The organism is Flavobacterium xanthum (assembly GCF_900142695.1).
GTDB classification, from domain to species: Bacteria; Bacteroidota; Bacteroidia; order Flavobacteriales; family Flavobacteriaceae; genus Flavobacterium; species Flavobacterium xanthum.
Map to the genome: position 1 here is coordinate 1 of NZ_FRBU01000008.1, position 26,089 is coordinate 26,089.

The 26,089-nt window shown below is 34.3% G+C and carries 28 protein-coding genes, 1 pseudogene and 1 riboswitch; of the genes and pseudogenes, 13 read left to right on the forward strand and 16 right to left on the reverse strand.

All coding sequences use genetic code 11. The features are described 5' to 3' along the window. Window positions 1-96 precede the first annotated feature (96 nt). Window positions 97-396: pseudogene (locus tag BUC11_RS04765) on the forward strand (IS30 family transposase); the annotation flags it as partial. Here the strand turns inward: BUC11_RS04765 and BUC11_RS04770 are convergent. The 3 genes from BUC11_RS04770 to BUC11_RS16920 all read right to left on the reverse strand — a co-directional run bounded on the left by BUC11_RS04770 (window position 389) and on the right by BUC11_RS16920 (window position 3,737). Further along, the gene (locus tag BUC11_RS04770; RefSeq protein WP_084129520.1) at window positions 389-2,755 is read right to left on the reverse strand and encodes a carboxypeptidase-like regulatory domain-containing protein; all 2,367 of its coding nucleotides are present in this window, start codon (window positions 2,753-2,755) and stop codon (window positions 389-391) included. The pseudogene BUC11_RS04765 and the gene BUC11_RS04770 overlap by 8 nt on opposite strands. Continuing rightward, window positions 2,743-3,501 (reverse strand): GLPGLI family protein, encoded by a 759-nt coding sequence (locus BUC11_RS04775; protein WP_073352439.1) that lies wholly within the window; start codon window positions 3,499-3,501, stop codon window positions 2,743-2,745. Before BUC11_RS04775 ends, BUC11_RS04770 begins: the two co-directional genes overlap by 13 nt. A 62-nt stretch (window positions 3,502-3,563) precedes the next feature. Continuing rightward, window positions 3,564-3,737 (reverse strand): hypothetical protein, encoded by a 174-nt coding sequence (locus BUC11_RS16920; RefSeq protein ID WP_175547730.1) that lies wholly within the window; start codon window positions 3,735-3,737, stop codon window positions 3,564-3,566. A gap of 415 nt (window positions 3,738-4,152) precedes the next feature. Between BUC11_RS16920 and BUC11_RS04780 the strand changes: the two genes are divergently transcribed. From BUC11_RS04780 to BUC11_RS04825, 10 genes are all read left to right on the forward strand, one after another. After that, window positions 4,153-4,806, forward strand: a complete 654-nt coding sequence (locus BUC11_RS04780) for a queuosine precursor transporter (RefSeq protein WP_073352441.1) — start codon at window positions 4,153-4,155, stop codon at window positions 4,804-4,806. A gap of 2 nt (window positions 4,807-4,808) precedes the next feature. After that, on the forward strand, window positions 4,809-5,381 hold the full coding sequence (locus BUC11_RS04785; RefSeq protein WP_073352443.1) for a DNA-3-methyladenine glycosylase I: 573 nt from the start codon (window positions 4,809-4,811) through the stop codon (window positions 5,379-5,381). Between the two features lie 59 nt (window positions 5,382-5,440). Beyond that, a riboswitch (TPP riboswitch) is annotated at window positions 5,441-5,537 on the forward strand. Between the two features lie 65 nt (window positions 5,538-5,602). Further along, window positions 5,603-5,809, forward strand: a complete 207-nt coding sequence (gene thiS, locus BUC11_RS04790) for a sulfur carrier protein ThiS (protein WP_073352445.1) — start codon at window positions 5,603-5,605, stop codon at window positions 5,807-5,809. 307 nt (window positions 5,810-6,116) lie between these two features. Continuing rightward, entirely contained in the window at window positions 6,117-7,940 is a 1,824-nt protein-coding gene (thiC, locus tag BUC11_RS04795; protein ID WP_073352447.1) for a phosphomethylpyrimidine synthase ThiC, read from the forward strand. A 95-nt stretch (window positions 7,941-8,035) separates the two neighbouring features. Next, a complete protein-coding gene (locus BUC11_RS04800; protein WP_073352449.1) occupies window positions 8,036-8,635 on the forward strand; it encodes a thiamine phosphate synthase in 600 nt (199 codons plus the stop codon). Next, on the forward strand, window positions 8,608-9,363 hold the full coding sequence (locus tag BUC11_RS04805; protein WP_073352453.1) for a hydroxymethylpyrimidine/phosphomethylpyrimidine kinase: 756 nt from the start codon (window positions 8,608-8,610) through the stop codon (window positions 9,361-9,363). Before BUC11_RS04800 ends, BUC11_RS04805 begins: the two co-directional genes overlap by 28 nt. Further along, complete coding sequence (locus BUC11_RS04810; RefSeq protein ID WP_073352455.1) at window positions 9,356-9,988, forward strand: thiamine phosphate synthase; 633 nt, start codon at window positions 9,356-9,358, stop codon at window positions 9,986-9,988. The genes BUC11_RS04805 and BUC11_RS04810 overlap by 8 nt, the downstream gene beginning before the upstream one ends. Then, the gene (locus BUC11_RS04815; protein WP_073352456.1) at window positions 9,975-10,745 is read left to right on the forward strand and encodes a thiazole synthase; all 771 of its coding nucleotides are present in this window, start codon (window positions 9,975-9,977) and stop codon (window positions 10,743-10,745) included. Before BUC11_RS04810 ends, BUC11_RS04815 begins: the two co-directional genes overlap by 14 nt. Window positions 10,746-11,268: 523 nt before the next feature. Next, a complete protein-coding gene (gene thiH / locus BUC11_RS04820; protein ID WP_073352458.1) occupies window positions 11,269-12,381 on the forward strand; it encodes a 2-iminoacetate synthase ThiH in 1,113 nt (370 codons plus the stop codon). A gap of 93 nt (window positions 12,382-12,474) precedes the next feature. Next, on the forward strand, window positions 12,475-13,185 hold the full coding sequence (locus BUC11_RS04825; protein WP_073352460.1) for a HesA/MoeB/ThiF family protein: 711 nt from the start codon (window positions 12,475-12,477) through the stop codon (window positions 13,183-13,185). 3 nt (window positions 13,186-13,188) lie between these two features. Here the strand turns inward: BUC11_RS04825 and aat are convergent, their stop codons facing one another. The 3 genes from aat to BUC11_RS04840 form a co-directional block, all read right to left on the reverse strand. After that, on the reverse strand, window positions 13,189-13,827 hold the full coding sequence (aat, locus tag BUC11_RS04830; protein ID WP_073352462.1) for a leucyl/phenylalanyl-tRNA--protein transferase: 639 nt from the start codon (window positions 13,825-13,827) through the stop codon (window positions 13,189-13,191). A 105-nt stretch (window positions 13,828-13,932) separates the two neighbouring features. Further along, window positions 13,933-14,310 carry a DUF3127 domain-containing protein gene (locus BUC11_RS04835; RefSeq protein ID WP_073352464.1) on the reverse strand — a complete coding sequence of 126 codons (378 nt, stop codon included), beginning with the start codon at window positions 14,308-14,310 and terminating at the stop codon, window positions 13,933-13,935. 29 nt (window positions 14,311-14,339) lie between these two features. Further along, the gene (locus BUC11_RS04840) at window positions 14,340-15,215 is read right to left on the reverse strand and encodes a flavin reductase family protein (protein WP_073352466.1); all 876 of its coding nucleotides are present in this window, start codon (window positions 15,213-15,215) and stop codon (window positions 14,340-14,342) included. 174 nt (window positions 15,216-15,389) lie between these two features. Here BUC11_RS04840 and BUC11_RS04845 point away from each other — a divergent pair, with 174 nt between their 5' ends. Beyond that, window positions 15,390-16,538: a sensor histidine kinase gene (locus tag BUC11_RS04845; RefSeq protein WP_073352468.1), complete on the forward strand. Its 1,149-nt coding sequence runs from the start codon at window positions 15,390-15,392 to the stop codon at window positions 16,536-16,538. On the opposite strand, the gene BUC11_RS04850 is transcribed toward BUC11_RS04845, so the two are convergent. The 3 genes from BUC11_RS04850 to greA form a co-directional block, all read right to left on the reverse strand. Next, window positions 16,535-17,707: a transglutaminase domain-containing protein gene (locus BUC11_RS04850; RefSeq protein WP_073352470.1), complete on the reverse strand. Its 1,173-nt coding sequence runs from the start codon at window positions 17,705-17,707 to the stop codon at window positions 16,535-16,537. The two genes, BUC11_RS04845 and BUC11_RS04850, sit on opposite strands and share 4 nt — an antisense overlap. A 92-nt stretch (window positions 17,708-17,799) precedes the next feature. Then, on the reverse strand, window positions 17,800-18,186 hold the full coding sequence (locus tag BUC11_RS04855) for an HIT family protein (protein ID WP_073352471.1): 387 nt from the start codon (window positions 18,184-18,186) through the stop codon (window positions 17,800-17,802). 66 nt (window positions 18,187-18,252) lie between these two features. Then, window positions 18,253-18,729, reverse strand: coding sequence for a transcription elongation factor GreA (gene greA, locus BUC11_RS04860; RefSeq protein WP_073352474.1), 477 nt, complete (start codon window positions 18,727-18,729; stop codon window positions 18,253-18,255). A 162-nt stretch (window positions 18,730-18,891) separates the two neighbouring features. Between greA and BUC11_RS04865 the strand changes: the two genes are divergently transcribed. Continuing rightward, window positions 18,892-19,305: a Rieske (2Fe-2S) protein gene (locus BUC11_RS04865; RefSeq protein ID WP_073352476.1), complete on the forward strand. Its 414-nt coding sequence runs from the start codon at window positions 18,892-18,894 to the stop codon at window positions 19,303-19,305. Between the two features lie 141 nt (window positions 19,306-19,446). Here the strand turns inward: BUC11_RS04865 and BUC11_RS04870 are convergent, their stop codons facing one another. From BUC11_RS04870 to BUC11_RS04900, 7 genes are all read right to left on the reverse strand, one after another. After that, a complete protein-coding gene (locus tag BUC11_RS04870; protein ID WP_073352478.1) occupies window positions 19,447-19,881 on the reverse strand; it encodes a hypothetical protein in 435 nt (144 codons plus the stop codon). A 166-nt stretch (window positions 19,882-20,047) separates the two neighbouring features. Continuing rightward, window positions 20,048-22,714 (reverse strand): TonB-dependent receptor, encoded by a 2,667-nt coding sequence (locus tag BUC11_RS04875; RefSeq protein ID WP_073352479.1) that lies wholly within the window; start codon window positions 22,712-22,714, stop codon window positions 20,048-20,050. Next, entirely contained in the window at window positions 22,715-23,443 is a 729-nt protein-coding gene (locus BUC11_RS04880; RefSeq protein WP_073352481.1) for a GLPGLI family protein, read from the reverse strand. An 80-nt stretch (window positions 23,444-23,523) separates the two neighbouring features. Further along, on the reverse strand, window positions 23,524-23,742 hold the full coding sequence (locus BUC11_RS04885; RefSeq protein ID WP_073352483.1) for a hypothetical protein: 219 nt from the start codon (window positions 23,740-23,742) through the stop codon (window positions 23,524-23,526). A gap of 307 nt (window positions 23,743-24,049) precedes the next feature. After that, window positions 24,050-24,763, reverse strand: a complete 714-nt coding sequence (locus BUC11_RS04890) for a GLPGLI family protein (protein ID WP_073352487.1) — start codon at window positions 24,761-24,763, stop codon at window positions 24,050-24,052. 61 nt (window positions 24,764-24,824) lie between these two features. Next, entirely contained in the window at window positions 24,825-25,058 is a 234-nt protein-coding gene (locus tag BUC11_RS04895; protein WP_073352488.1) for a hypothetical protein, read from the reverse strand. Between the two features lie 310 nt (window positions 25,059-25,368). Next, the gene (locus BUC11_RS04900; RefSeq protein ID WP_073352490.1) at window positions 25,369-26,064 is read right to left on the reverse strand and encodes a GLPGLI family protein; all 696 of its coding nucleotides are present in this window, start codon (window positions 26,062-26,064) and stop codon (window positions 25,369-25,371) included. Window positions 26,065-26,089 lie beyond the last annotated feature (25 nt).

A 26,089-nucleotide genomic window follows, 5' to 3' on the forward strand; every position in this document is an offset into this window, starting at 1 on the left:
GTTATTTCCGATTTTAGCCTAGAAAATAGAAATGAAAACTTAAAAAACTATCTTAAGTTTCTAAAAAAGTTGCATCGCGAATAGGTCGCAGCATATACATCGGATAATGGTAAGGAATTTGCAAAACATGAATTAATAGCACAAGCTTTAGAAATAGATTATTACTTTGCAAACCCTTATTGCAGTTGGGAAAGAGGTGCAAATGAAAATTTAAATGGTTTAGTCCGGCAGTATTTCCCAAAGGGTTCAAACTTCGAAATGATAACAGATGTACAGGTACAAATAGTAGTAGAAAAGTTAAATAATAGACCTCGGAAAAGGCATCAATTTGATTCTCCAAATGAAGTATATTTACAATTATTAAACAATAATCAGGAATTCGCATTAATTAATTGAATCCACCATTCGTAACAGTGGTTTTCACTTGATTGTAATTCCATTTTGACCCTAAGTGATAATTGAAAAAGCCCTTGAAACCAGAACGCAATTCCAAACCATAATCCGCATTGAAGTTTTTTACTTCGCGAAGATTGGAATTGTTGACGATGTTTTTAAAATTAGTTTTGGTTGCTCCTATATTGATTTTTAAGTTGGATTTGATGGATTTAAAATAACGATCGATGCTAGTAGAAAATGATACAAATTCTCTATCCTTGATGATTATTTTTTCAGATTGTGAAAAGTTTTGAGCAATGATGGAATTGGTGCTAAAAAAATCATTGCTTTTGGAATATAAAATAAAGGTATTGGCAAAAAACTTGTCGCCCCAATTGCCATAAGTGTAATTGAAAATAGCGCTTGAAGAGTTCAATTGATTAAAGTCTTCTAACCCTTTCGAAAAGGAACGAAAACCCGTTTGTACAAAACCAGAATAAACGTCTAAAACTCCAGCGTTTGTTGTGTTGTAAGAGTAGGAAGTTACTATTTTATTTTTGTCGTTTATTTTCCAATCTAAGCCTATTTTTGGAATAATGAAAAATGGATTTTGATTGGTTTTAACATTAAAGTTTTGCAGTTCATTGAATAATTGATGAAAATCTGATTGAGTCAATAAGGTAAAGCTTTTTATTTTGAAGCGATATTTTGCAGATAAATACAAGTCGTTTGTAGCATATCTTAACTTGTTTTGATAGCCAGTTGGGAGCGAAAGATTGTTACCATTTTCTAACAATTCAAATCTCGTGTTTAGCTGATCTATTCGTAATTGATTGCCAAACTTTACTTCAAGCAAATCACCACTTTCTTTTTTGTCTAATATATGCCCCTCAATACCTGCAAATTGCATTCTGTTTTCGCTGAATTGTTTAATACTATTGGCATTTTCGCTAAATAAATCTTGAAAAATAAACTGATTAACAGCATAATTTTGTGGCGTTTTTTCGTTGATGTATCTGCCTGAGAGTAAGAATACTTTTTTCTCTTTGAACTTATTTGTAAAAACTACTTTTTGGTCAAAAAGTTGATTGTTCGCATTTAATTGTTCGTTTAATAAATCGTTGTTGAAGAGTAAATCACTTCGGTTTTTTTCATTGGTTTTATTGAATTTCCCTGTGTATTCAAGAGTTTTAGTTTTTGTAATATCATACGTTACATCTACTTTTCCAAAACCTGTGAGTTGTATTTTTCTCCCTAAAAAATCCTCGGTATTAGTAAAAGTAGTATTCCCAACGGAGAATTGCTGGAAACCGTTTCTAAAAAAATTATTTTCATCGGTATTTAAGAAACCTAAAGTCTTCAACTTGATTTTTTTTGAAAGTGTAAAAATACTGTTAAGCGATAGCATTTCGGCATTGTTGAGATTGACTCTGCGTTTTTTTAAGTTTGGCATCTCAAATCCCAAAACTATTAAACTTTTTACGGATTGGTCATCGCCAATCCTACCAGGTTCACTTACACTTTGCGGCCTTATCAAATTATCAATATCTCCAATGGCATCAAATCCTATATTGTTAAAATTAGTTAAAAAATAATGTTTATTTTTCTTACCAAAATTCATTAAATTACTTTTGACTTCATATCGGTTCGCCGTTACCAATCCATAGCCTATTTGCATATTGCCAAACCAAATGCGTTTGGCATCTTCTTTTAAGGTGAGATTCAATGCCACCTTATTGGTGCTCTCAATGCCTTTTAAATGCTTATTATTAGAATATCGTTGTAAAAGTTCCACTTTTTCAATTGGACTTACAGGCATGTTTTTAGTTAAAATTTTATAGCCTCGCTCAAATAGATCATCTCCATCAATCATCACCTTTTCAATTTCTTGATTACCTACTTTTATGGTTCCATTGGCATCAATATTCAGTCCCGGTATTTTTTTTAATAAATCTTCTACAACTTGCTCGTTCCCTTGCGCAAAAGATTTGACATCAAAAATGACCTTATCACCATCAACTGTTATTGGACGAAAAGCTGTAACTGTTACTTCTTGTAATTCATTACTTTTAGGTGTTAAATCAAAAACTATATCCTTGATGTCGTTACCTTCTATTTCAATATCAATACTTTTTTGCTCAAATCCCATAGCATTTGCAGCTAAAATAAGCTTTCCTTTGTTGTTTGTACTTATATTATATTTACCCAATTCATTTGAGTACGTATATGAAATAATCTTGCCATTGTTATCTTTTAGAATAATACTAGCCGACAGAATTGGTTTGTTTTGAATATCGATAACACTACCTGCTATTTTAATTTGAGCAATTGCGTTTAAAGAAAAAAATGCAAAGAAGACTATCAATTTTATTTTTCCCATTCAAATTTAATTTCTAAACCATTTCTAAATACTTGTGAACTAACTATTGTAGTACCCCGTGGCATTTTCGTTAATAGCTTTTCATCTGTTGATTCAGTATTGTATTTTATTTTAGCGTATTCCTTAATGTCAATTATTTTAGCTTTTTGAGTGTCCATGACAAAAACGGATTCATCTAGTGTTTCATAATTTAATTTTTTTAAATACCAATTGTATCTTTTAGTTTCATCATATACTTCAAAAATAAGACCTGGCAAACCATGTAATTTCCATGGCCCATATTTCAGTGGAAATTCTAATGCATACCAAGCTATGTATTTTCTTCCTCTAAATTCGCATATCGCTTTTGATAAAGTAATAGCGTCTTTAACTTTGGTTTCATCAATTAATTCCCAATGCATTTTAGGTGTTTTTTCTGTAATTAGATACTCTTCACCAAAAACACTTTCAGAACTAATTAGAGTATCTTTTTTAAAGTTAAAATAAGTAGCACTACTTCTTTTTGACTTGTAGGTAATCGATATTGAGTTGTCCTCTTCTCTCTTTACTTGTTTATTTACTTTAGAATCACTTTTTTTTATGTAAATTGATTCTTCTTTAGATCCATTAACAAATAAATTAGCATATTGTGTATTAGGTATATCAGTATTATAAAATATCTCATATTCAACATTCAACATTTTATTTTGACCAAAGCTATTAACTGATTGGATAGCCATTACAAGTATTATAATTATTCTTTTCATCTTTTTAATTATTTTAATGGCAATTAAAAAGAGTTCAAGTTAATAACCTGAACTCTTAAAAATTATAAACTAGTCAAGGCTTTTTCAACCATACCACCAATTTGATTACAGTCTTCTGCGGATTCTACATTATTAAATTGTAAAACCCAAGTTTTAACTTTATTGCCTTCTTCATCGTACGCACTAATAGTTACATAACAAGTTCCAACTAAGTCTTGATTAGCTTGTGATTTCAAAAAAGGGTAATTTTCAACTTCTGCTTTATTTGCTCCCTTCTCTCCTGCAAACGAAGTTAACGAAAAGGCAACTAATAAAGTTGCACTTTATAAGAATTTTTTTATAGTTTTAAAATAATTTGATTTTTGTCTTACTAAACTTTTTAGTAAGTGTTTTTGGACGTCCGAGTGCAAATCAAAAAAAAAAAACAATTTAACCTAATTATTTTACTACAATTTTTCAAAAAATTATAAAATTATTCTTATAACACTGTAAATAATGGGCTTCCCAAACTTTCATAAGCATAAGTTACTTTTGTAGTAAACCGTTCTTATATAGGGTTAACAATTACAACCTACCACTGCTGAAAAAATTTAAAACTTGGATAATCCTAAAAAAGATTAAAACACTAAATTTGACTACTAATTTTTATTTATGTTCAAAACCAAAAAAGAAGTAGTATTTGTAATTTTAGCCGGAATCTTTATTACCAATGCAGTAACAGCCGAACTGATTGGCGGAAAATTAATTCAAATTGGTCCGTTTGTGATGAGTATTGGGATTTTGCCTTGGCCTATCGTTTTCTTAACCACTGATTTAATCAATGAGTATTTTGGCGAAAAGGGTGTTAAAAAACTATCCTTAATTACAGCTGGATTGATTGCCTATTCCTTCCTAATTCTACTTTTGGCTATAAGTATTCCCGCAGCCAAAGGAATCAGCCCTGTAAATGATGCGCAATTCTTTGCTGTTTTGGGACAAAGTATGTGGATCATCGTAGGTAGCATCATTGCCTTCTTGGTTTCTCAATTGATTGATGTAACTGTTTTTTGGTTTTTCAAAAACAGAACAGGAAATAAGAAAATTTGGCTCAGAGCAACGGGTTCTACCGTTATTTCTCAACTATTTGATTCTTTTATAGTTTTAGGAATTGCCTTTTATTTACCAGGAAAAATAAATTTTGATACGTTCCTCACTTCCGCATTGACGGGTTATACCTTTAAACTCGGTATTGCAATTCTCTTAACTCCTTTAATTTATTTAGGTCACTACATTATAAAAAACTATTTGGCCTCAGAAAAAGAATAACTATGGACGAGAAAATACGATGTGGTTGGTGCACTTCGAGTGATTTATACAAAAAATACCATGACGAAGAGTGGGGCGTTCCCGCGTATGATGACGCTACTTTATTCGAGTTTTTAATTTTAGAAACGTTTCAGGCAGGACTAAGTTGGATTACCATTTTGAACAAAAGAGAAAATTTTAGAAAAGCGTTTGACCACTTTGATTATCAAAAAATTGCTCAGTACAACGATGATAAAATCCTCGATTTATTGCAAGATGCTGGTATTATTCGGAACAAACTCAAAGTCTATTCCGCTGTAACCAATGCGCAAGCTTTTATAAAAATCCAAGAGGAATTTGGGAGTTTTTCGAATTATATTTGGAATTTTGTTGATGGAAAACCCGTTATCAACAACCGAAATTCTCTGAAAGATGTTCCTGCTACTACTCCATTTTCTAACATGATCAGCAAAGATTTAAAAAAACGAGGATTCAAATTCGTAGGATCAACCGTAGTTTACGCCTACCTACAAGCCACCGGAATCGTTAATGATCATTTGGAAAATTGCTGGAAAGCCCCCCAACCCCCGAAGTAGGAGTTATGAATTTAAAACGTTAAATAGTAAACTTATATATAAAACTTCCCTACATTTGCCCCACACTTTAGGGGTGTCTACAACATTGTAGGCTGAGAATTACCCTCTGAACCTGATCTAGTTCATACTAGCGTAGGGAAAAGTAAGATGACTTCTGCACGCATTTTTATGCGTCATTGTAGCCATTCCTAAAGTATAACTATATACTAAAACCAAAAGGAATGGAACTCAAAATCAACAATCAAACGAAACAATTTACAACCGACAGTCTTACTGTTCAGGCACTCCTTGACTTGGAAATTCCCATCAAACAAAACGGAATCGCCATAGCCATAAACAACTTCGTTATTCCAAAATCGGATTGGAATGTCCATTACATTCAAGAAACAGACGATATTCTCATCATCTCTGCCACTCAAGGAGGCTAGTTTGGCTGCTCGAGCGGGCTATCCATTTCAAGTCCGCAGTGGCAATCCCATAAAACATAGTCTTAGTCTAAGCTTCCTTTCGGTCGCTTCACTAATCCTTGTTTTATTTGGCTTTCAACTTTACGGGCTTTCCATTACTATCCCTAGCAGAACTCGGAATACGATCAAATTATTTTATAAAAAAGACTAAATACGATTTAAAAAATAAGAAAAAAAATATGCTCAATCTCCAAAATCTGCCTGAGCTAAAAACCGCTGAACAACACACATAAAAACTTTTGACTTTACACCTTTAAGACATCCATAAATGAACAACGAAGATAAAATATCCAGCACTCCTTTCCCTAACTCTACAAAAATCTACGTAGATGGTACTATTCATCCCATAAAAGTGGCAATGCGAGAAATTACATTGGCTGATACACAATTATCAAACGGGCGAATAGAAAAAAATCCTCCAATAACCGTTTACGACACTTCAGGGGCATTCACAGATCCAAATATCGAAATTGACATTCGAAAAGGATTGCCTCGCATTCGGGAACAATGGATTCTAGATCGCAATGATGTGGAAGAATTATCTGAAATCTCTTCTGAATATGGGAAACAACGCCTCCATGACGAAAAACTAAACGACTTGCGTTTTGAATATTTACACAAACCCATGCGCGCCAAAAAAGGAGCTAATGTGTCTCAATTATATTACGCAAAACAGGGAATCATAACTCCCGAAATGGAATACATTGCTATTCGTGAAAACCAACGCTTAGAATTATTGGAAAATCAAACCAAAGCGATGCAGTGCCAACACGGCGGAAACAGTTTTGGAGCTAATACTCCAAAATCTAAAATTACACCTGAATTTGTTCGTAGCGAAGTAGCCAGAGGCCGCGCCATTATTCCAAACAACATTAACCATCCAGAAAGCGAACCGATGATTGTGGGACGTAATTTCTTAGTGAAAATTAATGCAAATATCGGCAACAGCGCCGTGACTTCGACTATAGAAGAAGAGGTAGAAAAAGCAGTTTGGGCTTGTCGTTGGGGAGCAGATACGATTATGGATTTATCTACAGGAAAAAACATTCACGAAACCAGAGAGTGGATTATCCGAAATTCTCCCGTGCCCATCGGAACTGTACCTCTTTACCAAGCTTTAGAGAAAGTAAATGGTATTGCCGAAGATTTAACTTGGGAAGTATACCGCGATACCTTAATTGAACAAGCAGAACAAGGAATTTCATATTTCACCATTCATGCCGGCGTTTTATTGCGTTACATCCATTTAACAGCCGACCGCGTTACTGGAATTGTTTCCCGTGGTGGTTCTATCATGGCAAAATGGTGTTTGTTTCACCACAAAGAAAACTTTCTTTACACGCATTTCGAAGATATTTGCGAAATCATGAAACAATACGATGTAGCCTTTTCATTAGGAGACGGTTTGCGTCCCGGCTCTATCGCAGATGCAAATGATGCGGCCCAATTTGCCGAATTGGAAACACTTGGCGAACTCACTAAAGTGGCTTGGAAACATGATGTTCAGGTGTTTATTGAAGGCCCAGGTCATGTGCCCATGCACATGATTAAAGAGAATATGGAAAAACAATTAGAACATTGTGACGAAGCGCCATTTTATACTTTAGGTCCGTTAACCACTGATATTGCACCAGGTTACGACCACATTACTTCTGCCATTGGAGCGGCAATGATTGGATGGTACGGCTGTGCTATGCTATGTTATGTTACGCCAAAAGAGCACCTTGGTTTACCCAATAAAAAAGACGTTAAAGACGGTGTGATTACCTATAAGATTTCGGCTCATGCCGCTGATTTAGCCAAAGGTCATCCCGGATCACAATACCGTGACAACGCATTGAGCAAAGCACGATTTGAATTCCGCTGGGAAGATCAATTCAACTTGTCTTTAGATCCGGATACAGCACGTGAATTCCATGATGAAACATTACCTGCAGCCGGTGCCAAAGTGGCTCATTTTTGCTCGATGTGTGGTCCTAAATTTTGTTCTATGAAAATCTCACATGAAATTCGTGATGTTGCTGAAGCCGAAAAAGGCATGAAAGAAAAATCAGAAGAGTTTATCGAACAAGGAAAAGAGATTTATAGTTAATACTCCTGCAAGGCTTTCAAAACCTTTTAGGTTTCTTAAATCAATTAGCTCAATAGGTACAAGGTCCAAATAGATCTTGCAAGAAATTCAAAAACATGATAATTATATCCAGTCCAATAGCAATTCAAAATGAAATAGCAATAATCCATTCTCTTTTTCAGGAAGGAATGCAAGTATTTCATGTCCGAAAACCTGACTTTTCAATAGAAGAATTGAATGCTGTTGTACTGGCAATTGGACTGGAATATAGAGAACATCTGGTTTTACACAGCCACCATCATTTGGCGAAATCCCTTGGAATTCATCGCATTCATTTTACAGAAAGTAATCGCACCTCCATAAATGAGTCTAAATTAAAAAGTTATAAAGAATTGGATTTTATTTTATCGACTTCGACACATTGTATCGAGGATTTCAATGATTTAGATTCCAATTTTGATTATGCTTTTTTAAGTCCCGTGTATTCCTCAATTTCAAAAGTCGATTATGCTCCAAAACGCGATTTATTCGAGAAAATAAAAAAGAGAACCAACTTCAAGACTAAAATAATTGGACTAGGTGGAATGGAAGCTAGCAATATCCAAAAAACAATACAAGCTGGCTTTGATGATGCAGCGCTTTTAGGAACAATTTGGAATCAAAACAACCCAATAGAAAATTTTAAAATATGTCAACAAATCGTCCATTCGTATTAACCATCGCTGGCTTTGATCCTTCAGGGGGCGCAGGCGTTTTAGCGGATGTAAAAACATTCGAGCAGCATAGCGTGACTGGTTTTGCCATCAATACAGGCAATACGATTCAAACCGAAAATGAATTCTTCGAAATAGAATGGACTGACCTAACATTTGTTTTGCGTTCCATAAAAGTGCTATTCAAAAGTTACACTGTTCAGGCAGTAAAAATTGGCATTGTTCCTTCATTGGATTATTTAAAAGAAATTGTTTTTGCTATAAAAAGGCTTTCGCCAAAAACAAAAATAGTTTGGGATACGGTTTTGAAATCTACCACAGAATTCAGTTTTACAACCATCGAAAACCAAACTGTTTTGATTGAAATATTAGAAAAAATTGATTTGATAACACCCAATTACAATGAGATTTTACAGCTGTCCTCGGAAGAAATTAATGCCCGAAAAATTGCAGTAATCCTTTCGAAATATTGTGCTGTTTTACTAAAAGGCGGTCATAATCCAGACGAAATAGGTATTGATTATTTATACAGGGAAAATGACGTTTTCCGGCTGTTGCCAAAAGAGACTTTGGTTTCCGAAAAGCATGGCTCAGGCTGCGTATTATCAGCAGCTATAACTGCCAATTTAGCTTTAGAACAAGACCTGCAAACAGCTTGCAGTACTGCTAAAATATATATAGAAACCTTCTTGCAATCCAACAAAACTAAATTAGGATACCATCATGTATAATAAGTTACAATATATTTCACAGGGAAATACAATCGAAGAACAATTGTATAACATCCACAAAGCGCTGGACAATGGTTGCGATTGGATTCAATTGCGATTCAAAAATCAAAATAAATTTGAAGCTTTCACTTTGGCAGAAGCCGTAAAAAAATTGTGCAAAGAATATTTAGCCACTTTTATCATCAATGACAATGTGCATTTTGCAAAGCTATTGGATGCTGACGGAGTCCATTTAGGTTTGAGTGATAGGAGCATCCATGAAGCAAGACTCATTTTAGGAAGCACAAAAATCATAGGCGGCACTGCAAATACATGGGAAGATGTACTGCAAAGAACTGCTGAAAACTGCGATTATATTGGTTTGGGTCCGTTTCAATTTACGACAACCAAACAAAATTTAAGTCCAATTTTAGGATTGGAAGGCTATGACTCAATTATCAAACAAATGAAGATAAAAAACATCCAAATTCCCATTTATGCCATTGGCGGCATCACAATGAAAAATGTTCAAGGTCTGATGCAAACCGGAATTCATGGCATAGCCGTTTCTGGTTTGATTACCCAAAATGAAAATCTATCGCAATTGATCACCCAACTTAACAGACAATTATATGTTACCATTTAAAATAGGAGATAAAATCTTTGAGTCACGATTGTTTTTAGGCACAGGGAAATTTGGTTCGAATCTACAGATGGAAGAAGCCATTCTAGCATCAGGAAGCGAATTAGTAACTGTTGCGCTAAAACGTATCGATTTAGAAACCGAAACGGATGCCATTTTATCACATCTTAAACATCCACACATTAATTTATTGCCCAATACCTCGGGTGCTCGAAATGCCAAAGAAGCCATTTTTGCAGCACAATTAGCGCGAGAGGCATTAGAAACCAACTGGCTCAAACTCGAAATTCATCCTGACCCAAAATATTTAATGCCTGATGCTATTGAAACCTTAAAAGCAACAGAAGCATTGGCCAAATTAGGATTTATCATCTTACCCTATATTCATGCTGATCCTGTTTTGTGCAAGCGATTGGAAGATGCTGGTACATCGGCAGTAATGCCTTTGGGCTCCCCCATTGGCAGCAACAAAGGTTTGAAAACAATCGATTTTTTAGAAATCATAATCGAACAAAGTAATGTTCCTGTGATTATCGACGCCGGAATTGGGGCGCCTTCTGATGCGGCAAAAGCCATGGAACTGGGTGCCGATGCTGTTTTAGTAAATACCGCTATAGCTATTGCGGGAAATCCAAAACTGATGGCAGAAGCTTTTAGGGCAGCGGTTATTGCAGGACGCAAAGCCTTCGAAGCCAAACTTGGACAACAGTATAATCGCGCGGTGGCTTCGAGTCCGTTGACAGCATTTTTATATGATTGATCCTCTCTAGCCCTCTCCAAAGGAGATGGAGATGAAAACGGATAAAAAAATGAATTGAAATTATATTAAACGAATAAATAGGATTACAATAAAAGGTTGTTTTACAACAGCCTATGTCAAAGTTTAAAACTTTGACATAGGCTGTTGTAATGATTCAAACTTAACAATACAAAATAGTCTTTGAAATTACTGTTGTGTTTTTGTCAAATCGAGCGCAGTCGAGATTACAAACGGCTAATAAACAACCTTTCGTGCTTCATTATAATCATGATGACGTGCTCACCCTGACAAATTTCAATTCTTTTTAACAGTAAATTAAAAAGATGAATGGTTAGAGAATGCGTTTTTCCCACGTTTTGCGTGAGGGATAGCAGTGAAAATCCTTTTTTTGTACCGGTTTTTTCAAACGGTACAAAAAAAGATTGAAACGAATAGCCCGACGGCTGTTTTGAAAATACGGAGAGGAACGAACAGGATTTTCAAAACAGCTGTCACGCCTAAATAATTTTAAATAATTAAAAACATGAACACTTTTAAAACGGTTTTTGAAAATTACGATTGGGATGCGATCAAAACCAAAATATACCAAACCACAGCGCAAGATGTGGAACGGGCACTAGCAAAGAGAACCCGAAATCTCGATGATTTTTTAGCTTTAATCTCACCTGCTGCGCAAAATTATTTAGAACCAATGGCTCAAGAGTGCCACGAATTAACAAAAAAACGGTTTGGCAAAACGATTCAAATGTATGCGCCTTTATATTTGAGTAACGAATGCCAGAACATTTGCACCTATTGCGGCTTTAGTTTAGATAACAAAATCAAGCGAAAAACCCTCACTGAGGCCGAAATAACATTGGAAGTCGAAGCTTTAAAAAGCGCTGGTTTTGATCATGTTTTACTGGTAACGGGAGAAGCGAATTACACAGTAAATATTCATTATTTTTTAAAAGCCATTGAACAAATAAAAAATGATTTTTCTATCATTTCAATAGAAGTGCAACCGCTTTCGACCGCTGAATATGAGCAATTGCATAAAGCTGGTGTTTATTCTGTTTTAGTATATCAAGAAACCTATCATCAGGAAGTCTATAAAAAGTACCATACTAAAGGAAAGAAATCCAATTTTGATTTTCGTCTGGAAACGCCAGATCGAATAGGCACTGCGGGCATTCATAAAATAGGTTTGGGCGTTTTATTGGGATTGGAGGATTGGCGTACCGATAGTTTTTTTAATGCGCTACACCTAGATTATCTACAAAAAAAATACTGGCAAACTAAATATGCTGTTTCTTTTCCTAGATTACGACCAGCCGAAGGGGTTATTGAACCCAACTTTATCATGGATGATAAAGATTTAACACAATTGATTTGTGCCTACCGTTTATGGAATGAAGATTTAGAAATCTCCATATCAACTAGGGAGAATGAAAAATTTCGTGATAATATTATCCCAATTGGGATTACAAGTATGAGTGCTGGTTCAAAAACTAATCCTGGTGGTTATGTCGTTGATCCGCAATCATTAGAGCAATTTGAAATTAGCGACGAACGGTCCGCTGCCGAGATTGCAAAAGTCATTTCCAGCAGCGGATACGAACCTGTTTGGAAAGATTGGGATAGAAGCTTTAAATAATTTTAGATTGTTAATTAACGATATTAAAGATTGCTAATTTTTGATTTTTAAAGAAGAAATTAGATATAAATAGATTTTTTGATAGTAGAAAGAATGAGTGTTATACAAGATTTTTTACGGTACAACAGACAGATGATGTTGCCGGAAATAGGAGATTCCGGGCAAGAAAAACTCAAAAAAGCGAAAGTTTTAGTGATTGGCGCTGGCGGATTAGGATGCCCTATTTTGCAATATATTGCAACGGCTGGAGTCGGAACTATCGGAATCGTTGATTTTGACAAAATCGAACTACACAATTTACACCGCCAAATTTTATTTACAGAGCAACAAGTTGGGCAATCCAAAGCGATTACGGCAAGATCAGTTTTAAAAACTTTAAATCCATTAATTGAGATCATCGCTTTTGACGAAAAATTAACAATCGAAAATGCCGGTCGAATCATCATGGATTTTGAAGTGATTGTGGATGGGAGCGATAACTTTGAAACCCGTTATCTAGTAAATGATACCTGTGTAGCATCAGGCAAATCATTAATCTATGGCAGTATCTTAAAATTTGAAGGACAGATGGCCGTTTTCATTCACAATGAAAATAAAAATCTTCGCGACTTATTTCCAGAACCACCAAATCCAAAAGACGTGCCCAACTGCAGCTTTAATGGCGTATTAGGCACACTTCCTGGGATAATTGGAACCATGATGGCGCATGAAACGCTGAAATTAATTATGGATTTACCAACTTTAAAAAATGAATTGGTAGTATTCAATAGCTTGGATTGGAGTTTTAAGAAGTTGAAATTCTAAATATTATTCGCTCTTCAATAGTTCCATAAATTCATCGCGTTCTATTTCTCTGCAACCCAAACTTTCAAGATGTGGATTATAAACTTGGCAATCCAATAGTTTGTAATTTTCTTTTATTAATTGGTTCACCAAAGCAATAAAGGCTACTTTGGAAGCATTAGAAACTTTAGAAAACATACTTTCACCACAGAAAACACGACCCAAATCAATCCCGTATAATCCGCCTACGAGTTGCTCATTTTGCCAAACTTCGATTGACTTTGCAATTCCTAGTTCGTTCAGTTTACAATAAGCCTCAATCATATCATTGGTAATCCAAGTCCCATTTTGCCCGTCGCGCTTGATGTTTTGGCAGTTTGAAATTACGTCTCTAAAATTCCGATTGAAAGTAACTTTGAAACTATCTCTATTCAGAATGTTTCGCATACTTTTTGAAACAATCAATTCATCTAGAAATAAAACCATTCTGGGATTTGGTGACCACCACATAATGGGCTCCCCATTTTCAAACCAAGGAAAGATTCCACTGTTATAAGCTAGTAGCAAGCGATCTGATGATAAATCCCCACCAATGGCCAAGATTCCATCGCGATTGGCTTGGGAAACAGGAGGGAAAAATAAATCTGGAGATAAATAATACATTTTTACATTTCAAAAATAAATGGCAATTTCAAAAAAAATAAAAAAAGTCAGAAATTCAAGTAAAAACTCAAACTTCTGACTTATAAGTTCTAACTTTTTTATCTCTTAGAATGGCAAATCGTCAGCTTCTTCTTCGTTTAGGTTGGTTGCTGGTGCAAAAGCTTCAGCAGCCGGCATTGGAGGCATTTGCGCAGAAGTCGCTTCAGTAGCTACTCTTTCTACTCTCCATCCTTGAATTGCATTAAAATATTTAGTTACTCCTTGTGGATCAACCCATTCGCGTCCTCTTAAATTGATAGAAACTTTTACCGCTTCACCAACTTTAAAACTATTCAATAAATCACATTTATCTTGTACAAATTCCACTAAAATATGTTGTGGATATTGTTCTTCCGTGGTTACAACTAATTCTCTTTTCAAGAAACTTCCGCTTCCCACATTTTTTGCATCCCCAAGCATTTTAATTTTTCCTGTAACTTCCATCTTCGTTATTTTTAATGTTATTTATTTTTTTATTTTTTTGCCAAAAGCACTTTCCAAGCAGACAGAACATCCTCTTCGTCCAAATATTTTTTAGCCTCTAAGTGTACTTTATGCTGATCATCAGCACTCAAAACGCCTTTCACAGCAAAATTCTGTTTTACAAATATACTAACTTCTTCCATTGTAGGCAAGGCTTCTATATTCCCCAACATGCCTAAATCATTTCCGTTAAAAACTGGGCTTTCTTTTATAAAATTTGGAATTGCATCCACCCCAATTCCTAAAGTTGACAATGGTTTTGGTACTTCAAAAAGACCTTGGTTGGATCTGGAATACCAGTTGCCTCCCAACCTAGAAACCAAGTCGATTTTATGTTGATCTATAGCTCCATTTTCGTCTAAAACCGATTCGTTAATATGAATACGTACTACTTCACAAAGTACTAAATTCCCAGCTCCACCTTCGGTTCCCAAAGGAATAATCTGAGTAACTTTGCATTCAAATTGAACAGGAGACTCTTTTACTCTAAACGGTTTTACAACCTCTGAAGCAATTGGCGTCAAGCCAGATTTTATAAACTCATCTACGCCATCAGCATATTCTGTACTGGCCAGAGAAATTTGCTGTACCATATCATAATTGACCACATTAATCACTACTTCACGGGTAGCTTCAACGTTCATTAAGGTATGTTTTATCGAATTATCACGCACCCGTCTTGCTGGCGAAAATATAACAATAGGCGGATTAGCACTGAACACATTGAAGAAACTAAAAGGCGATACATTAGGATTCCCATTAGCGTCCATTGTACTAGCAAAAGCGATAGGCCTAGGCCCTACAGAACTTTGCAGATACCCCTGTAACTTTGCCGTTTCAATACTTTTAGGATCAATAGTAATCATAATTTTTATTTATTTCTTAAAGATACAAAAGTAGACAATTGAATTAAGTTTAAGAAGCAGTTGTGTAGAAATAGAATGAAATTAGGTTTTAGATATTTCAAAAATAAATTCTTTGATTGAAACTAAAATACAAAAGCTTTTATTTCGTTATATTTATCATTCAAATTTTCATTTATGCAGTTTTCTGAAAGAAGAAATACAACCCGTTGGATTATCATTTTTGCCTCTTTTTTTATAATTTCCTTAATACTTTGGAACACTTACACTTTTTTTCAAATTTTTAAAAATGAAGAACGCTTAAAAATGAACCTTTGGGCACAAGCCCAAAAAACACTGATTAACGCGGGCGAAAATACAGAAGTCGAACTTCCACTTCAGATTTTCAGCAACAACACTTCGATTCCCATTATACTTACTGAAAATGACAGCATCATAAATACCGTTAATATTGATGAGTCCGTTGTAGAAAACAAGCAAAAAGCAATCGCTTTTTTACGAGACTTAAAAAATGAAAATGAGCCCATTGTAATTGAATATGTCCCTGGAAAATTTCAAAATTTATATTATGGTAATTCTGCTTTACTGAATAAATTAAAGTATTATCCTGTTGCCTTAGTACTTATTATTGTTTTATTTGGAAGTTTGGTTTATAACTTTTATAGGAGTACCAAAATGGCAACGCAAAATAAACTTTGGGCCGGAATGGCCAAAGAAACCGCACACCAGATAGGAACGCCGCTCTCTTCCTTGATTGGCTGGGTCGAACTCTTAAAATCTGAAAATGTAGACGAAAGTACCACATTCGAAATTGAAAAAGACATTGAGCGTTTGCAAACCATCACGGATCGTTTCTCGAAAATAGGATCGGAACCCAAATTAGAAAACAAAGATATCGTAGCCGAAACACAACAATCGTACGACTATTTGCAATCCCGATTTTCCAAGCAAATTGAGTTTTCATTTAAAGCGCCACAATCGCCTATTATGGTTTCCTTGAACCCCACTCTACACAGTTGGACCATCGAAAACTTAGTAAAAAACGCCATAGATGCGATGAAAGGCAAAGGAAAACTAGCCTTAGAAATTGAACAAGAAGGAGATTATGTAAAAATAAATGTATCAGATACTGGCGGTGGAATCCAGAAAAATCAATTCAAAAGTATTTTCGAACCTGGTTTTACAACCAAAAAAAGAGGTTGGGGATTAGGCCTTTCATTGACCAAAAGAATCGTAGAAGAATACCACAAAGGAACCATTAAAGTCTTAAATTCCGAAATAGGAAAAGGAACAACGATGCAAGTGAGTTTAAAAAAAGCCGTCTAATTTGAGGAAACTCTACTCTGAGTGATTCTAAAAAACATTGTTTTTCTACTGATTTTAGACTTGCTCAAATAGTTTTGCACAAATGAAGCATGTTCATTGGCTTGCGCCAAAGCTTTACTCAGGGATTTTTTGATTGAAGCCACATTAGCTGAATTCTCACTTCCCACAGCACCCACTGCATAAATTGCGTCTTGGCATTTAGCTAGTTTTTCCTGTGGAGTCTGGATCATATTGCTAATTTCATCGTCTGAAAAAGTGGGCTTGAACTGATTGTTTCGGTAATGAACAAAATCATTCAGCATGACAACTGCAAGGTTCATTTCGTTTACAATAACGTTTAATTTCTCGATGTTGGTATTTCTTCGCAAATACTCTAATTTTTTCTTTTTGAACTCAAAACGTTCTAGCACCAAAGCGTTTTTTAATCCGTTTTTTTCTATTCTTTCTGCTGAGGCATACAACTGATCTGCTTCAGACAGTGCATTGTATTTGCTGATTTCTCGTTCAAAATTAAAGTATTTTTTGGATGTATTCATTTGGACTTTTCCTTCGTAAAATTCACTATTAGTTATGGGATAGTGCAGGAATTGCCACAAATAATCAAATGGAATATGCGAGGCAATTATTTTAGCTGGGTCCGCCTTAAAATAAACATTATTTAGTTTTTTAATAAATTGCCCATTATGAACGTATCCGGATCCCCAAGTTGGATCAAACAAATACCATTTATTGTCTACTTTTGCAGCAGTCCAAGCGTGCGCTAATTTTCCTATTGTACCATTTTGCTTATTATAACCTTGAATAATATAGGACTCAATTCCAATTTTATCAGACAGTTCCTTTAAAACGGCAGCATAATGACTGCAAACTCCTTTTCTTGTTTTTAAAGTTCTAGTAATTTTATCTTGCGCTGTTTCACTAAAATTAACGGCATATCTATTAGCTACATCATATCTAATATTTGATGCAGTCCAGAAAAAAGCAGCTCGCATTTTATCAGCCTCTGTTTTAAAATTAGCATTGATATATGCGGCAATTGCTGTTGTAGAAGTAGTCTGGTTTGAAGGAATAGAGTTCATTTTAGCGTCGACTAGACTATTTCCTGTACTGCCTTGACCAAAACTTAAAAGTGTAATAAAAAGCGCAAAAAGTATAAAATTATTTTTCATATTGTAGCAGGGACTCAAAGTAAAAGGGAATAGGTTTTCACCTATTCCCTTTTAAACGAAAACCATACCAATTTATTTTATTTGTCCAACTTTTATAAATTCGATTGGATATTTATTGCTAATGCTTCAAATTCATCTTTTGACATGGACACTTTATTTTGAAAACGCATTTCATCCATTTCATTCAGCGGAATCAAGTGAACGTGTGCATGTGGCACTTCAAGGCCAACAACTGCCATACCAATTCGTTTGCATGGAACTGTTTTCTCCAGTGCTACCGCAATTTTTTTAGAAAACTGCATTAGACCGATATACAAGTCCTCTTCCATCTCAAAAATCTTATTGATTTCTTGTTTGGGAATACAAAGTGTGTGTCCTTTTGCATTTGGATTTACATCCAAAAAGGCTAAGAAGTTTTCGTCCTCTGCAATTTTATAACACGGGATTTCTCCGTTAACTATTTTAGTAAATATTGACATAGCTGCTTTGTTACTGTGGTTTATTGTTTAAAATATTAAAGAAGTAACCAGATAGACTTAAAAAAATTAATCTCTTGTGATTTCTAAAATTTCGAATTTTAAAACCCCATTTGGGACTGTTATCTCTGCAAATTCACCTACTGATTTTCCTAATAATCCTTTACCAATTGGCGAAGTAACAGATATTTTTCCAGTTTTTAAATCGGCTTCACTTTCAGCTACCAACGTGTATTTCATTTCCATTCCATTGGTCTGGTTTTTGATTTTGACATTGGACAAAACCAACACTTTAGAAACATCCAGATGTGTTTCATCAATTAATCGAGCGTTAGAATGTACTTCTTCTAGTTTAGCGATACGCATCTCTAGCATTCCTTGTGCTTCCTTGGCAGCATCGTACTCGGCGTTCTCAGAAAGATCGCCTTTGTCTCTTGCTTCGGCTATATCTGCAGATGCTTTTGGACGCATTACGCTTTTTAAATAATCCAATTCTTCTCTTAACTTCTTCAATCCTTCTGCGGTGTAATACGATACTGTACTCATAACTTCCTCATTTATATAAATAGAAAAAATCCCATCAGGACGGGATTTCTTTCCACAAAGATACTATTATTTTTTTTTCGTCTTTAAATATATGTTAATCATATATAATTCAAAGTTAAATAAATTAAATTTGTTTCACTAATACTTTGACACTATTTTAAAATGAAAAAATATTCCTTCTTTTTATTAATTCTTCCTTTACTTTTTTCGTGTAGTGATTCTGGTTTTAACAATACCAATCCATATCTGCCTAATTATAGTTTTACTATGGATATCAATATGAAGTTGCCTTCTTATTCCAATTTAAAGTTTGTAAGTAACTCCGTTGTTATTCCTGCGCTTGGAGTACGAGGCGTTATTATTTTTAATACAGGAAGCGGCTATAATGCATTTGACGCTGCATGTCCCAATCAAGCTTTAAGTTCTTGCTCCACTATGACTATCAAAGGCATCAATGCTATTTGTGGCTGTGACAACAGAGAATACAGTTTATTTTCTGGCCAGGGACCATTACAATATCCTTTAAAGCAATACCGGGTTCAAGTAAATGGAGATGTGTTGCGCGTTTATAATTGATTTTATGGGCGTGACAGCAAAAAAAGGGATACGCCTTACAACAGCAATGGCCGTATTTACTTTTTTTGTCAGGCTACTTCCTCCGCCGTGGCTTTTTGTTTCACTATTTTTAAATCAAACTTATTTTTACTGTTAATAACATTATTTTTTGTCAAAAGTATACCGAATCCCAATAAGACCTCTGAGGACTGCATTATCCTCAATTCTAAATACCGGTGTTAGTTCTAAAAGTAGTGCTATTTTTTTTAAATTTTTAATTGGAAAAATCTCCAGAGTCGCAGGAAGCACAAAACTATTTATTTCATCAAAACCTCTAAATGGACTTAAATTAACTCCCAATCCAACCGAAAAACGGTGGTACTCTTTGGTTTCAAAATTATAAAATACATTAGCTTCAATAGGCATTTCCACAAAATAATAATTAGTAAATACTTTCAGTTCCACGCTTATATCCTTATTTTTATTGGTGTTAATTCCCATAGCATAGTTTGAAAAACCGGTTATGGCTATTTGGCTATGACCAGTAAGGCCAATAAAAAACAAAATGATGATGAAGGTCTGCTTGAAATTTTTCATTCTTACTGTTGGTTTAAAATTTTTAAATAGTGCTATGGTTAGCCTCCGTAAATATCAAAAAAAGAAAATACTGATTAAAAATTTACTTACTTAATTAACAAAAAATTAACAGGTTTAATTTTATATTTAGCTTCATAACTATCTTTTTTTATTGTGTTTAAATTTATTACAACTTATAACTTACCGAAAACAAGAATACCCGTGGCAATACAAAAGTGGTTCGCTCACTAATTAAATAATCCGAGAAGGAGTAATCATTTTTGACTTTGTTGTCGAAAAGATTATTCACTAAAACTTCAAAACCAAAAGGGCTGTTTTTCTTTTGATAGCGCAAGGAAGTATTTGCTATATCATAAAAATTACTTTGATTGTTGTTATTGGTATTTTTTAGATTTTCGTAACTCAATTTATAGGTCCAAAATTTGGAGAAATTGATATCAAAGTCGGACGTAACGGCATCTGTTTGAAAATTAGATTTTGTTAATCCTGAAAACTGACTGAAACCTTTCGTATATCCAACACTAAAACCCGGCCATTTTTTATGGGCTGTTTTTAATACAACTCCCACTCTTTGATTCTTCCTATTGTTCAAAGTTTCCGTGTTGTTTAAAGTTTGAAAATAATTAAACCAACTTAAACTAGTATTGAATCGCAAACTAAAACGGTATATTTTTTTTGTAAACGCGCCATTTACATTGTAATTCGTTTCTGGATTGTCGCTCAAAATAGGCGTGTTGAACTGGTTAATGCCATCCAGCAGAATTTCGTCCCGAATTGTTTGTACTTTTTTGTTTACACTAGCCATTGCGTTCCAAGTAACGCCACGGTATAAATTCATTTTTGAATAGCGCAGGTTTGCGGAATGGTAGCGCTCGTTTTGTAACAACGCATTTCCTTTGTACACTAAATTGTAATTTTGCAGCGTAAATTGATCCGCCAATTGCGATACTTGCGGAAAACCATTTTCTAATTTGTAAGTAAAATTTAAGGTTTCTGATTTGTTAAACTCATACTCACTGTTCCATTGCGGTTGAAAAAGCGTTTTAGCAAGCGACTGATTTCCTGAATTTTGTTGTGTAATTAAATGATACCAATGCAAATACAATCCCGGTTTATTGGTCCATTTTCCTATTCTAAATTTGTATTCGAGTCCAACGTAGGCATCGTTCAACTGGTATTTTACAGCATTTCCAAAACCGTTCAAAGCAAAATCATTGATTGTTCCATTTGTCAGTAGCTGTTTCTCCGAAGTTTCAAAACGAGAAGCCCCGTAATTGTTTCCCACATTGGTATACAAATGATTGAAATTATCGATAATCCAATAATGCTTGAACAACGCGTCTACACTATTGGTTTTTACCTTTTTAATTTGCTCTATACGGTAGGAGGTATCATCTTGCAACGGAATTAAGCCATCTAAAAACGGCTGATCCGTAAACCAATTGGTTTGTGGGGTGTTGTAATCATACGCTTGGTTGACTACTAATGTGGTGGTATGTGCTAAACTGTAGCTTTTGTGCCATTCAACGTACTGTTTTACAGCAGTATTATCAGCTTTGTTGATGGTTTCAAAAACACTGGAATTTAGATTGGTAATTGAGTTGATAGTGTTCGACATCGCATTCGTGCTCGACTGGTATTGTCCGTTGTAATACCATTTCTCTTTCGCGTTTGGCGAATAATCTAGTTTTATATTACCAATTCCAAGCACGGAGCGGTTATCGCCATTTTGTAATTTATTCTCAAAAGCAAAAGCGGTATTTTGCAAGTATTCATTCCTACTTTCGGTTTGAGAAGCCGTCAATACCTTTGAAAAAATAGAAAAACCAGATATAGAAAGCTTAGAAGAAGTATCGTGACTAAAATTGACCGCGCCAAATTGTGAGGTATTCTGAACCACATCTTGATTGTCATTAGCAAAAGAATACAAATTCGTCAATGATTTTCGACCAGAAAGAAACGTACTCATGCCGCCACCAAAACGCATTAAATCATCAAAAGTAAAGGTTCTTTTACCAATATTATTCAAGTCGCCTATGAAACTCACATTCGATTTTGGACTGTAATAAAACAAAGCGGCATGTCCTAGATAAAAACCATTGTCCGCATTCCCGACTTCGGCACCGGCTTCGACATCACCAAAAACAAATTTCTTTTTATCGGCTTTTAGTTTTACGTTTATTGCCAGTTCATCGCTATCCGAAACCTGTTTCATAAATCCTACTTCGTTGAAGTGGTCAATGACTTCAATTTTATCTAATGCATCCGCAGGAATATTTTCTACAGCCAATTTAGAGCCACCACCAAAAAAGGATTTGCCTTCTACGAGCATTTTGGTCACTTTTTTGCCTTGCACGGTTACACCTCCGTTTTTATCGACCTCAACACCAGGGAGTTTTTCGAGGATTTCTTTCATTTTGCGTTCGTTGCCATTAGCAAAACTTTTCACGTCAAATGTCATGGTGTCTTTTTTGATCACAATAGGTTTGAACTCGTGCTTAATTACAATTTCCTTGAGTTGTTCTCCGGTAGGTTTCAGTTTAAAATCATGCGTGGCAATAGTGGCATCAGCCTCAAGGATAAATACTTCCTCTACAAAACCAATGTACGAAACAGTGATTTCATATTTGACTTCCTTTTCGAGTTCTAAGCGGTAGCGCCCTTTGTTATCAGCAATAGCAAACTTAAGGCTCGCTTTATCTTGTAAAGGTTTAGCGATTACATTTGCAGATTCAAGTGGAATATTGCTATCGTCAGAAACTACTCCTATTATGGTGCGAGTTTGAGAGAAAGAGAGCGTCGTGAAAAATAAAAAAAATAGGATTCTGCGCATTTATTTACTTTTAATTACAAATGCTGCTTGTCTCGCATTGTACTCCTCCTCACTTATCGTTTTACCTTTAGGGAACTCTATCGTGATATTTTTATCGTCACCAATTTTTATGTCAGTCGCCAAGAATACACCAAATAATTCATGTAATTCCAAAATCAATCCAGGTAAACCATAATACTGTTTGGGACCATACCTGTAAGGTAAACTAGGAACAAACCACGCCGTAATGGGCAATGTTTTCATATTACCATCTCTTCCCATATATTTTTTAATATATACCGCTTTATAACATAAGTAGTCCCCTATTTTTTTACTTTCAGTAGATATATCCCATTCTTTTTCTTTTACCTGTTGTGTAACAAGTGTACCGTCTCTACTATATTTAAACATCCCTATGCCTGCACTACTATCCAAATAATAATCATAAGAACTTGAATAGTAACTCGTAGCCATTTTATCATAAAGTTGTTCTCCTTTATCGTCATTAATAGACAAGCTGTTATTACGAACGAATTTCGATTTTGAAGCAGTAAATTCTAATAAAAATGTTTGCTTAGCAAGACTAGCCAGTCTTCCTTCCACCATTTTTTTTCCTCTTTCATCGTTTTCACGGTCATCGTAAACACTAGCAGAAACGACTTTGTAAACAACTGTTCCTGATAATTTTTGCGAATATCCACTATAAAACGAGAATATATATAAACAAAAAAACGCAATTTTACTTATCATAATTAAACTTATATTAAAAAAAACAGCAGCTGTTAAATGATTTTGTTTAAATCCACAGCTGCTATTTTAAATTTTTATTACTATGTGTTTCTATCACATTCCTCTACCAATGATCTGTAATTATCGTGAGCCTCTTCAGGTGGCAATTGGTCCCCTGGATCATAAAGTGCCATTTGGTCCATTGCCCAATTTTCACAATCAGTAAACAAAATTTTATCTACTTTAACTTCTCGAGTTTCTGCAAAACTTGTTGCACTAAACGCAACCACTGCTAGAGCGGTAAATACTAATTTCTTCATTTTTAAATTGGTTTAAATTTATACTTTTTTTCTGGTTAACCAAGGCAAATATAAAAATAAAAAAAAATGAATATACAGAATTTACTTCATTTTTTAACTAACAATTAACAAAATATTTTTTACAAGAATTGCTGATTTACTCGTTCAAATTTACTCGTTACCTCATTATAATTGTGTATTGCAATAACATTTGCAGATTCTAGTGGTTTATTAGTATCCTCAGAAACAACGCCGATAATAGTGCGGGATTGAGAGAAGGTGAGGGTTGTAAAAAAAAGGAAACAAAGGAGGATTCTATGCATATACGCTAATTTGACATTACTTTTTTAGAGTGTTGTTCTTGCGATACCGTCTTTCCTTTCGGGAAATCTATTTTTATTTCGGTTCCTCGCAGAATTTTTATCGATGTAGCATAAAAAGTTGTTTCACGATCATTTAATTCTAAGATAAGGCCTGGCAAGCCGTTAAAATACTTTGGACCATATCCGTAAGGCAAACTTGGCGCAAACCATGCCACAATAGGAATACTTCTATTTACTCCTTTCCTGTTAATGAATTTATCATAGTATATTGCTTTATAACATAAATAGCCATCAATTACTTTACTTTCCGTTGTTATTTCCCAGTCTAATTTATTGTGAATTTTCTTGATTAAATTCCCGTTATCATCTCTTTTTACTGCCGTATTACTGAGTTTGTCAAAAAAATAATCGCTCTCATTGGTTACAATGAAGGCCATTGATGTAGCCATTCGTACTAATCTATTATTTTCAGCATCGGAACATAAATATTTATCCAAAACAGAACTCGATTGCGTACTATTAAAATTTAAAGTACATGTTTGTTGGTTTGCAATTTTAACTGTTGCCTCATTTAATTCTTTAAATTCTGGATCTTTATTATCCACACCATAACCTATCAATTGAATTTTATAAATAATAGTCCCAGAAGCCGTTTGTCCAAAACCAATGGATACACAGGAGAATGTCAAGAAAATCAGTATAATTTTTAATTTTTTCATCGTTATAATTATAGAAAGCAAACAAAACTGTACATAGTTTTGTTTGCTTTTGTTAAATTAATTAATTCGCAGTAATTTTAGCAGTTTTCGCATCATCACAAGCTTGCAAATAACCTTGATAGGCAGCATAATTTTGCTCAGGACTTTTAGTTCCATTAGGATCATATACGTTATCAATATAATTCATCGCCTTTGTTTGGCAATCTTCAGTTAATACTTTTACTTCTTGAGTTCCTGCCATTGCAACTCCACTAAACGCTACCACTGCCAGAGCGGTAAATACTAATTTTTTCATTTTTTAAATTGGTTTAAATTTATACTTTTTTTCTGGTTAACCAAGGCAAATATGAAAAAAAAAAAAAAATGAATATACAGAATTTACTTCAATTTTTAACTAAAAATTAACAAATTATTTTTTACAAGAATTGTTGATTTACTCGTTAAAATTTACTGTTTACCTCCTTATAATTGTGTCTTGCAATAACATTATCCGATTCTAGTGGTTTATTAATACCGTCAGCAACCACACCAGTAATAGTGCGGGATTGAGAAAAAAAATACTATTGTAAAAAAAAGAAGGAAGAGATAAATTCTTTGCATTTATGCTAATTTGACCTTACTTTTTTTGTGTAGTCTTCTTGGCTAACAGTTTTAGATTTAGGAAAATCGATATCGATTATATCATCTTTGAAATCTATAACAGTTGCCAAATAAGTTGTTCTATTTTCTGTTAATTCTAATATTAGCCCAGGTAGTCCATAGAAATTTTTAGGTCCATACGAATAGGGTAAACTTGGGGCAAACCAAGCAACAATTTTTTTAAATTTTGTTTTATTATCTCTACCTAGATATTCGACTTGAGACAAAGCTTGAAAACACATAATGCCATCGATCAATTTACTCTCTGAATTTATTAACCAGTTAATTGGCTTTACAGTATCTTTTATTATCGTACCTTCAATTTCAGACAACATATATTTATTTTTAAAATCAAAGTAGTAATTATATTGCGTTGTGAACATAACTGAAGCTAGATCACTGATCATACGATCTTGCTCACTTTCTCTCGAATTTAACTTATTTTCTTTTTGAAAAGAAGTTTTAGAACCACTAAAATACAAAACATAAGAAAAAGTTCCTGCTTTTTTACTCATTTCTGAATAAGTACTCCCCATGTTATCACTTTTTAAAACATTTTCATCAGCATTAATATTAATAGTGTATATAATTTTACCTTTACTTACTTGACTAAAAGAAGTTAAACACACGAAAGTAACGAGAATTAAAAATATTTTTTTCATAACAAAATATAATCAAGAAATTGCT

Coding starts and splice junctions, on each gene's coding strand:
- BUC11_RS04770 (WP_084129520.1), bottom strand. CDS start 2,755: ATGGGAAAAATAAAATTGATAGTCTTCTTTGCATTTTTTTCTTTAAAC.
- BUC11_RS04775 (WP_073352439.1), bottom strand. CDS start 3,501: ATGAAAAGAATAATTATAATACTTGTAATGGCTATCCAATCAGTTAAT.
- BUC11_RS04780 (WP_073352441.1), top strand. CDS start 4,153: ATGTTCAAAACCAAAAAAGAAGTAGTATTTGTAATTTTAGCCGGAATC.
- BUC11_RS04785 (WP_073352443.1), top strand. CDS start 4,809: ATGGACGAGAAAATACGATGTGGTTGGTGCACTTCGAGTGATTTATAC.
- thiS (WP_073352445.1), top strand. CDS start 5,603: ATGGAACTCAAAATCAACAATCAAACGAAACAATTTACAACCGACAGT.
- thiC (WP_073352447.1), top strand. CDS start 6,117: ATGAACAACGAAGATAAAATATCCAGCACTCCTTTCCCTAACTCTACA.
- BUC11_RS04800 (WP_073352449.1), top strand. CDS start 8,036: ATGATAATTATATCCAGTCCAATAGCAATTCAAAATGAAATAGCAATA.
- BUC11_RS04805 (WP_073352453.1), top strand. CDS start 8,608: ATGTCAACAAATCGTCCATTCGTATTAACCATCGCTGGCTTTGATCCT.
- BUC11_RS04810 (WP_073352455.1), top strand. CDS start 9,356: ATGTATAATAAGTTACAATATATTTCACAGGGAAATACAATCGAAGAA.
- BUC11_RS04815 (WP_073352456.1), top strand. CDS start 9,975: ATGTTACCATTTAAAATAGGAGATAAAATCTTTGAGTCACGATTGTTT.
- thiH (WP_073352458.1), top strand. CDS start 11,269: ATGAACACTTTTAAAACGGTTTTTGAAAATTACGATTGGGATGCGATC.
- BUC11_RS04825 (WP_073352460.1), top strand. CDS start 12,475: ATGAGTGTTATACAAGATTTTTTACGGTACAACAGACAGATGATGTTG.
- aat (WP_073352462.1), bottom strand. CDS start 13,827: ATGTATTATTTATCTCCAGATTTATTTTTCCCTCCTGTTTCCCAAGCC.
- BUC11_RS04835 (WP_073352464.1), bottom strand. CDS start 14,310: ATGGAAGTTACAGGAAAAATTAAAATGCTTGGGGATGCAAAAAATGTG.
- BUC11_RS04840 (WP_073352466.1), bottom strand. CDS start 15,215: ATGATTACTATTGATCCTAAAAGTATTGAAACGGCAAAGTTACAGGGG.
- BUC11_RS04845 (WP_073352468.1), top strand. CDS start 15,390: ATGCAGTTTTCTGAAAGAAGAAATACAACCCGTTGGATTATCATTTTT.
- BUC11_RS04850 (WP_073352470.1), bottom strand. CDS start 17,707: ATGAAAAATAATTTTATACTTTTTGCGCTTTTTATTACACTTTTAAGT.
- BUC11_RS04855 (WP_073352471.1), bottom strand. CDS start 18,186: ATGTCAATATTTACTAAAATAGTTAACGGAGAAATCCCGTGTTATAAA.
- greA (WP_073352474.1), bottom strand. CDS start 18,729: ATGAGTACAGTATCGTATTACACCGCAGAAGGATTGAAGAAGTTAAGA.
- BUC11_RS04865 (WP_073352476.1), top strand. CDS start 18,892: ATGAAAAAATATTCCTTCTTTTTATTAATTCTTCCTTTACTTTTTTCG.
- BUC11_RS04870 (WP_073352478.1), bottom strand. CDS start 19,881: ATGAAAAATTTCAAGCAGACCTTCATCATCATTTTGTTTTTTATTGGC.
- BUC11_RS04875 (WP_073352479.1), bottom strand. CDS start 22,714: ATGCGCAGAATCCTATTTTTTTTATTTTTCACGACGCTCTCTTTCTCT.
- BUC11_RS04880 (WP_073352481.1), bottom strand. CDS start 23,443: ATGATAAGTAAAATTGCGTTTTTTTGTTTATATATATTCTCGTTTTAT.
- BUC11_RS04885 (WP_073352483.1), bottom strand. CDS start 23,742: ATGAAGAAATTAGTATTTACCGCTCTAGCAGTGGTTGCGTTTAGTGCA.
- BUC11_RS04890 (WP_073352487.1), bottom strand. CDS start 24,763: ATGAAAAAATTAAAAATTATACTGATTTTCTTGACATTCTCCTGTGTA.
- BUC11_RS04895 (WP_073352488.1), bottom strand. CDS start 25,058: ATGAAAAAATTAGTATTTACCGCTCTGGCAGTGGTAGCGTTTAGTGGA.
- BUC11_RS04900 (WP_073352490.1), bottom strand. CDS start 26,064: ATGAAAAAAATATTTTTAATTCTCGTTACTTTCGTGTGTTTAACTTCT.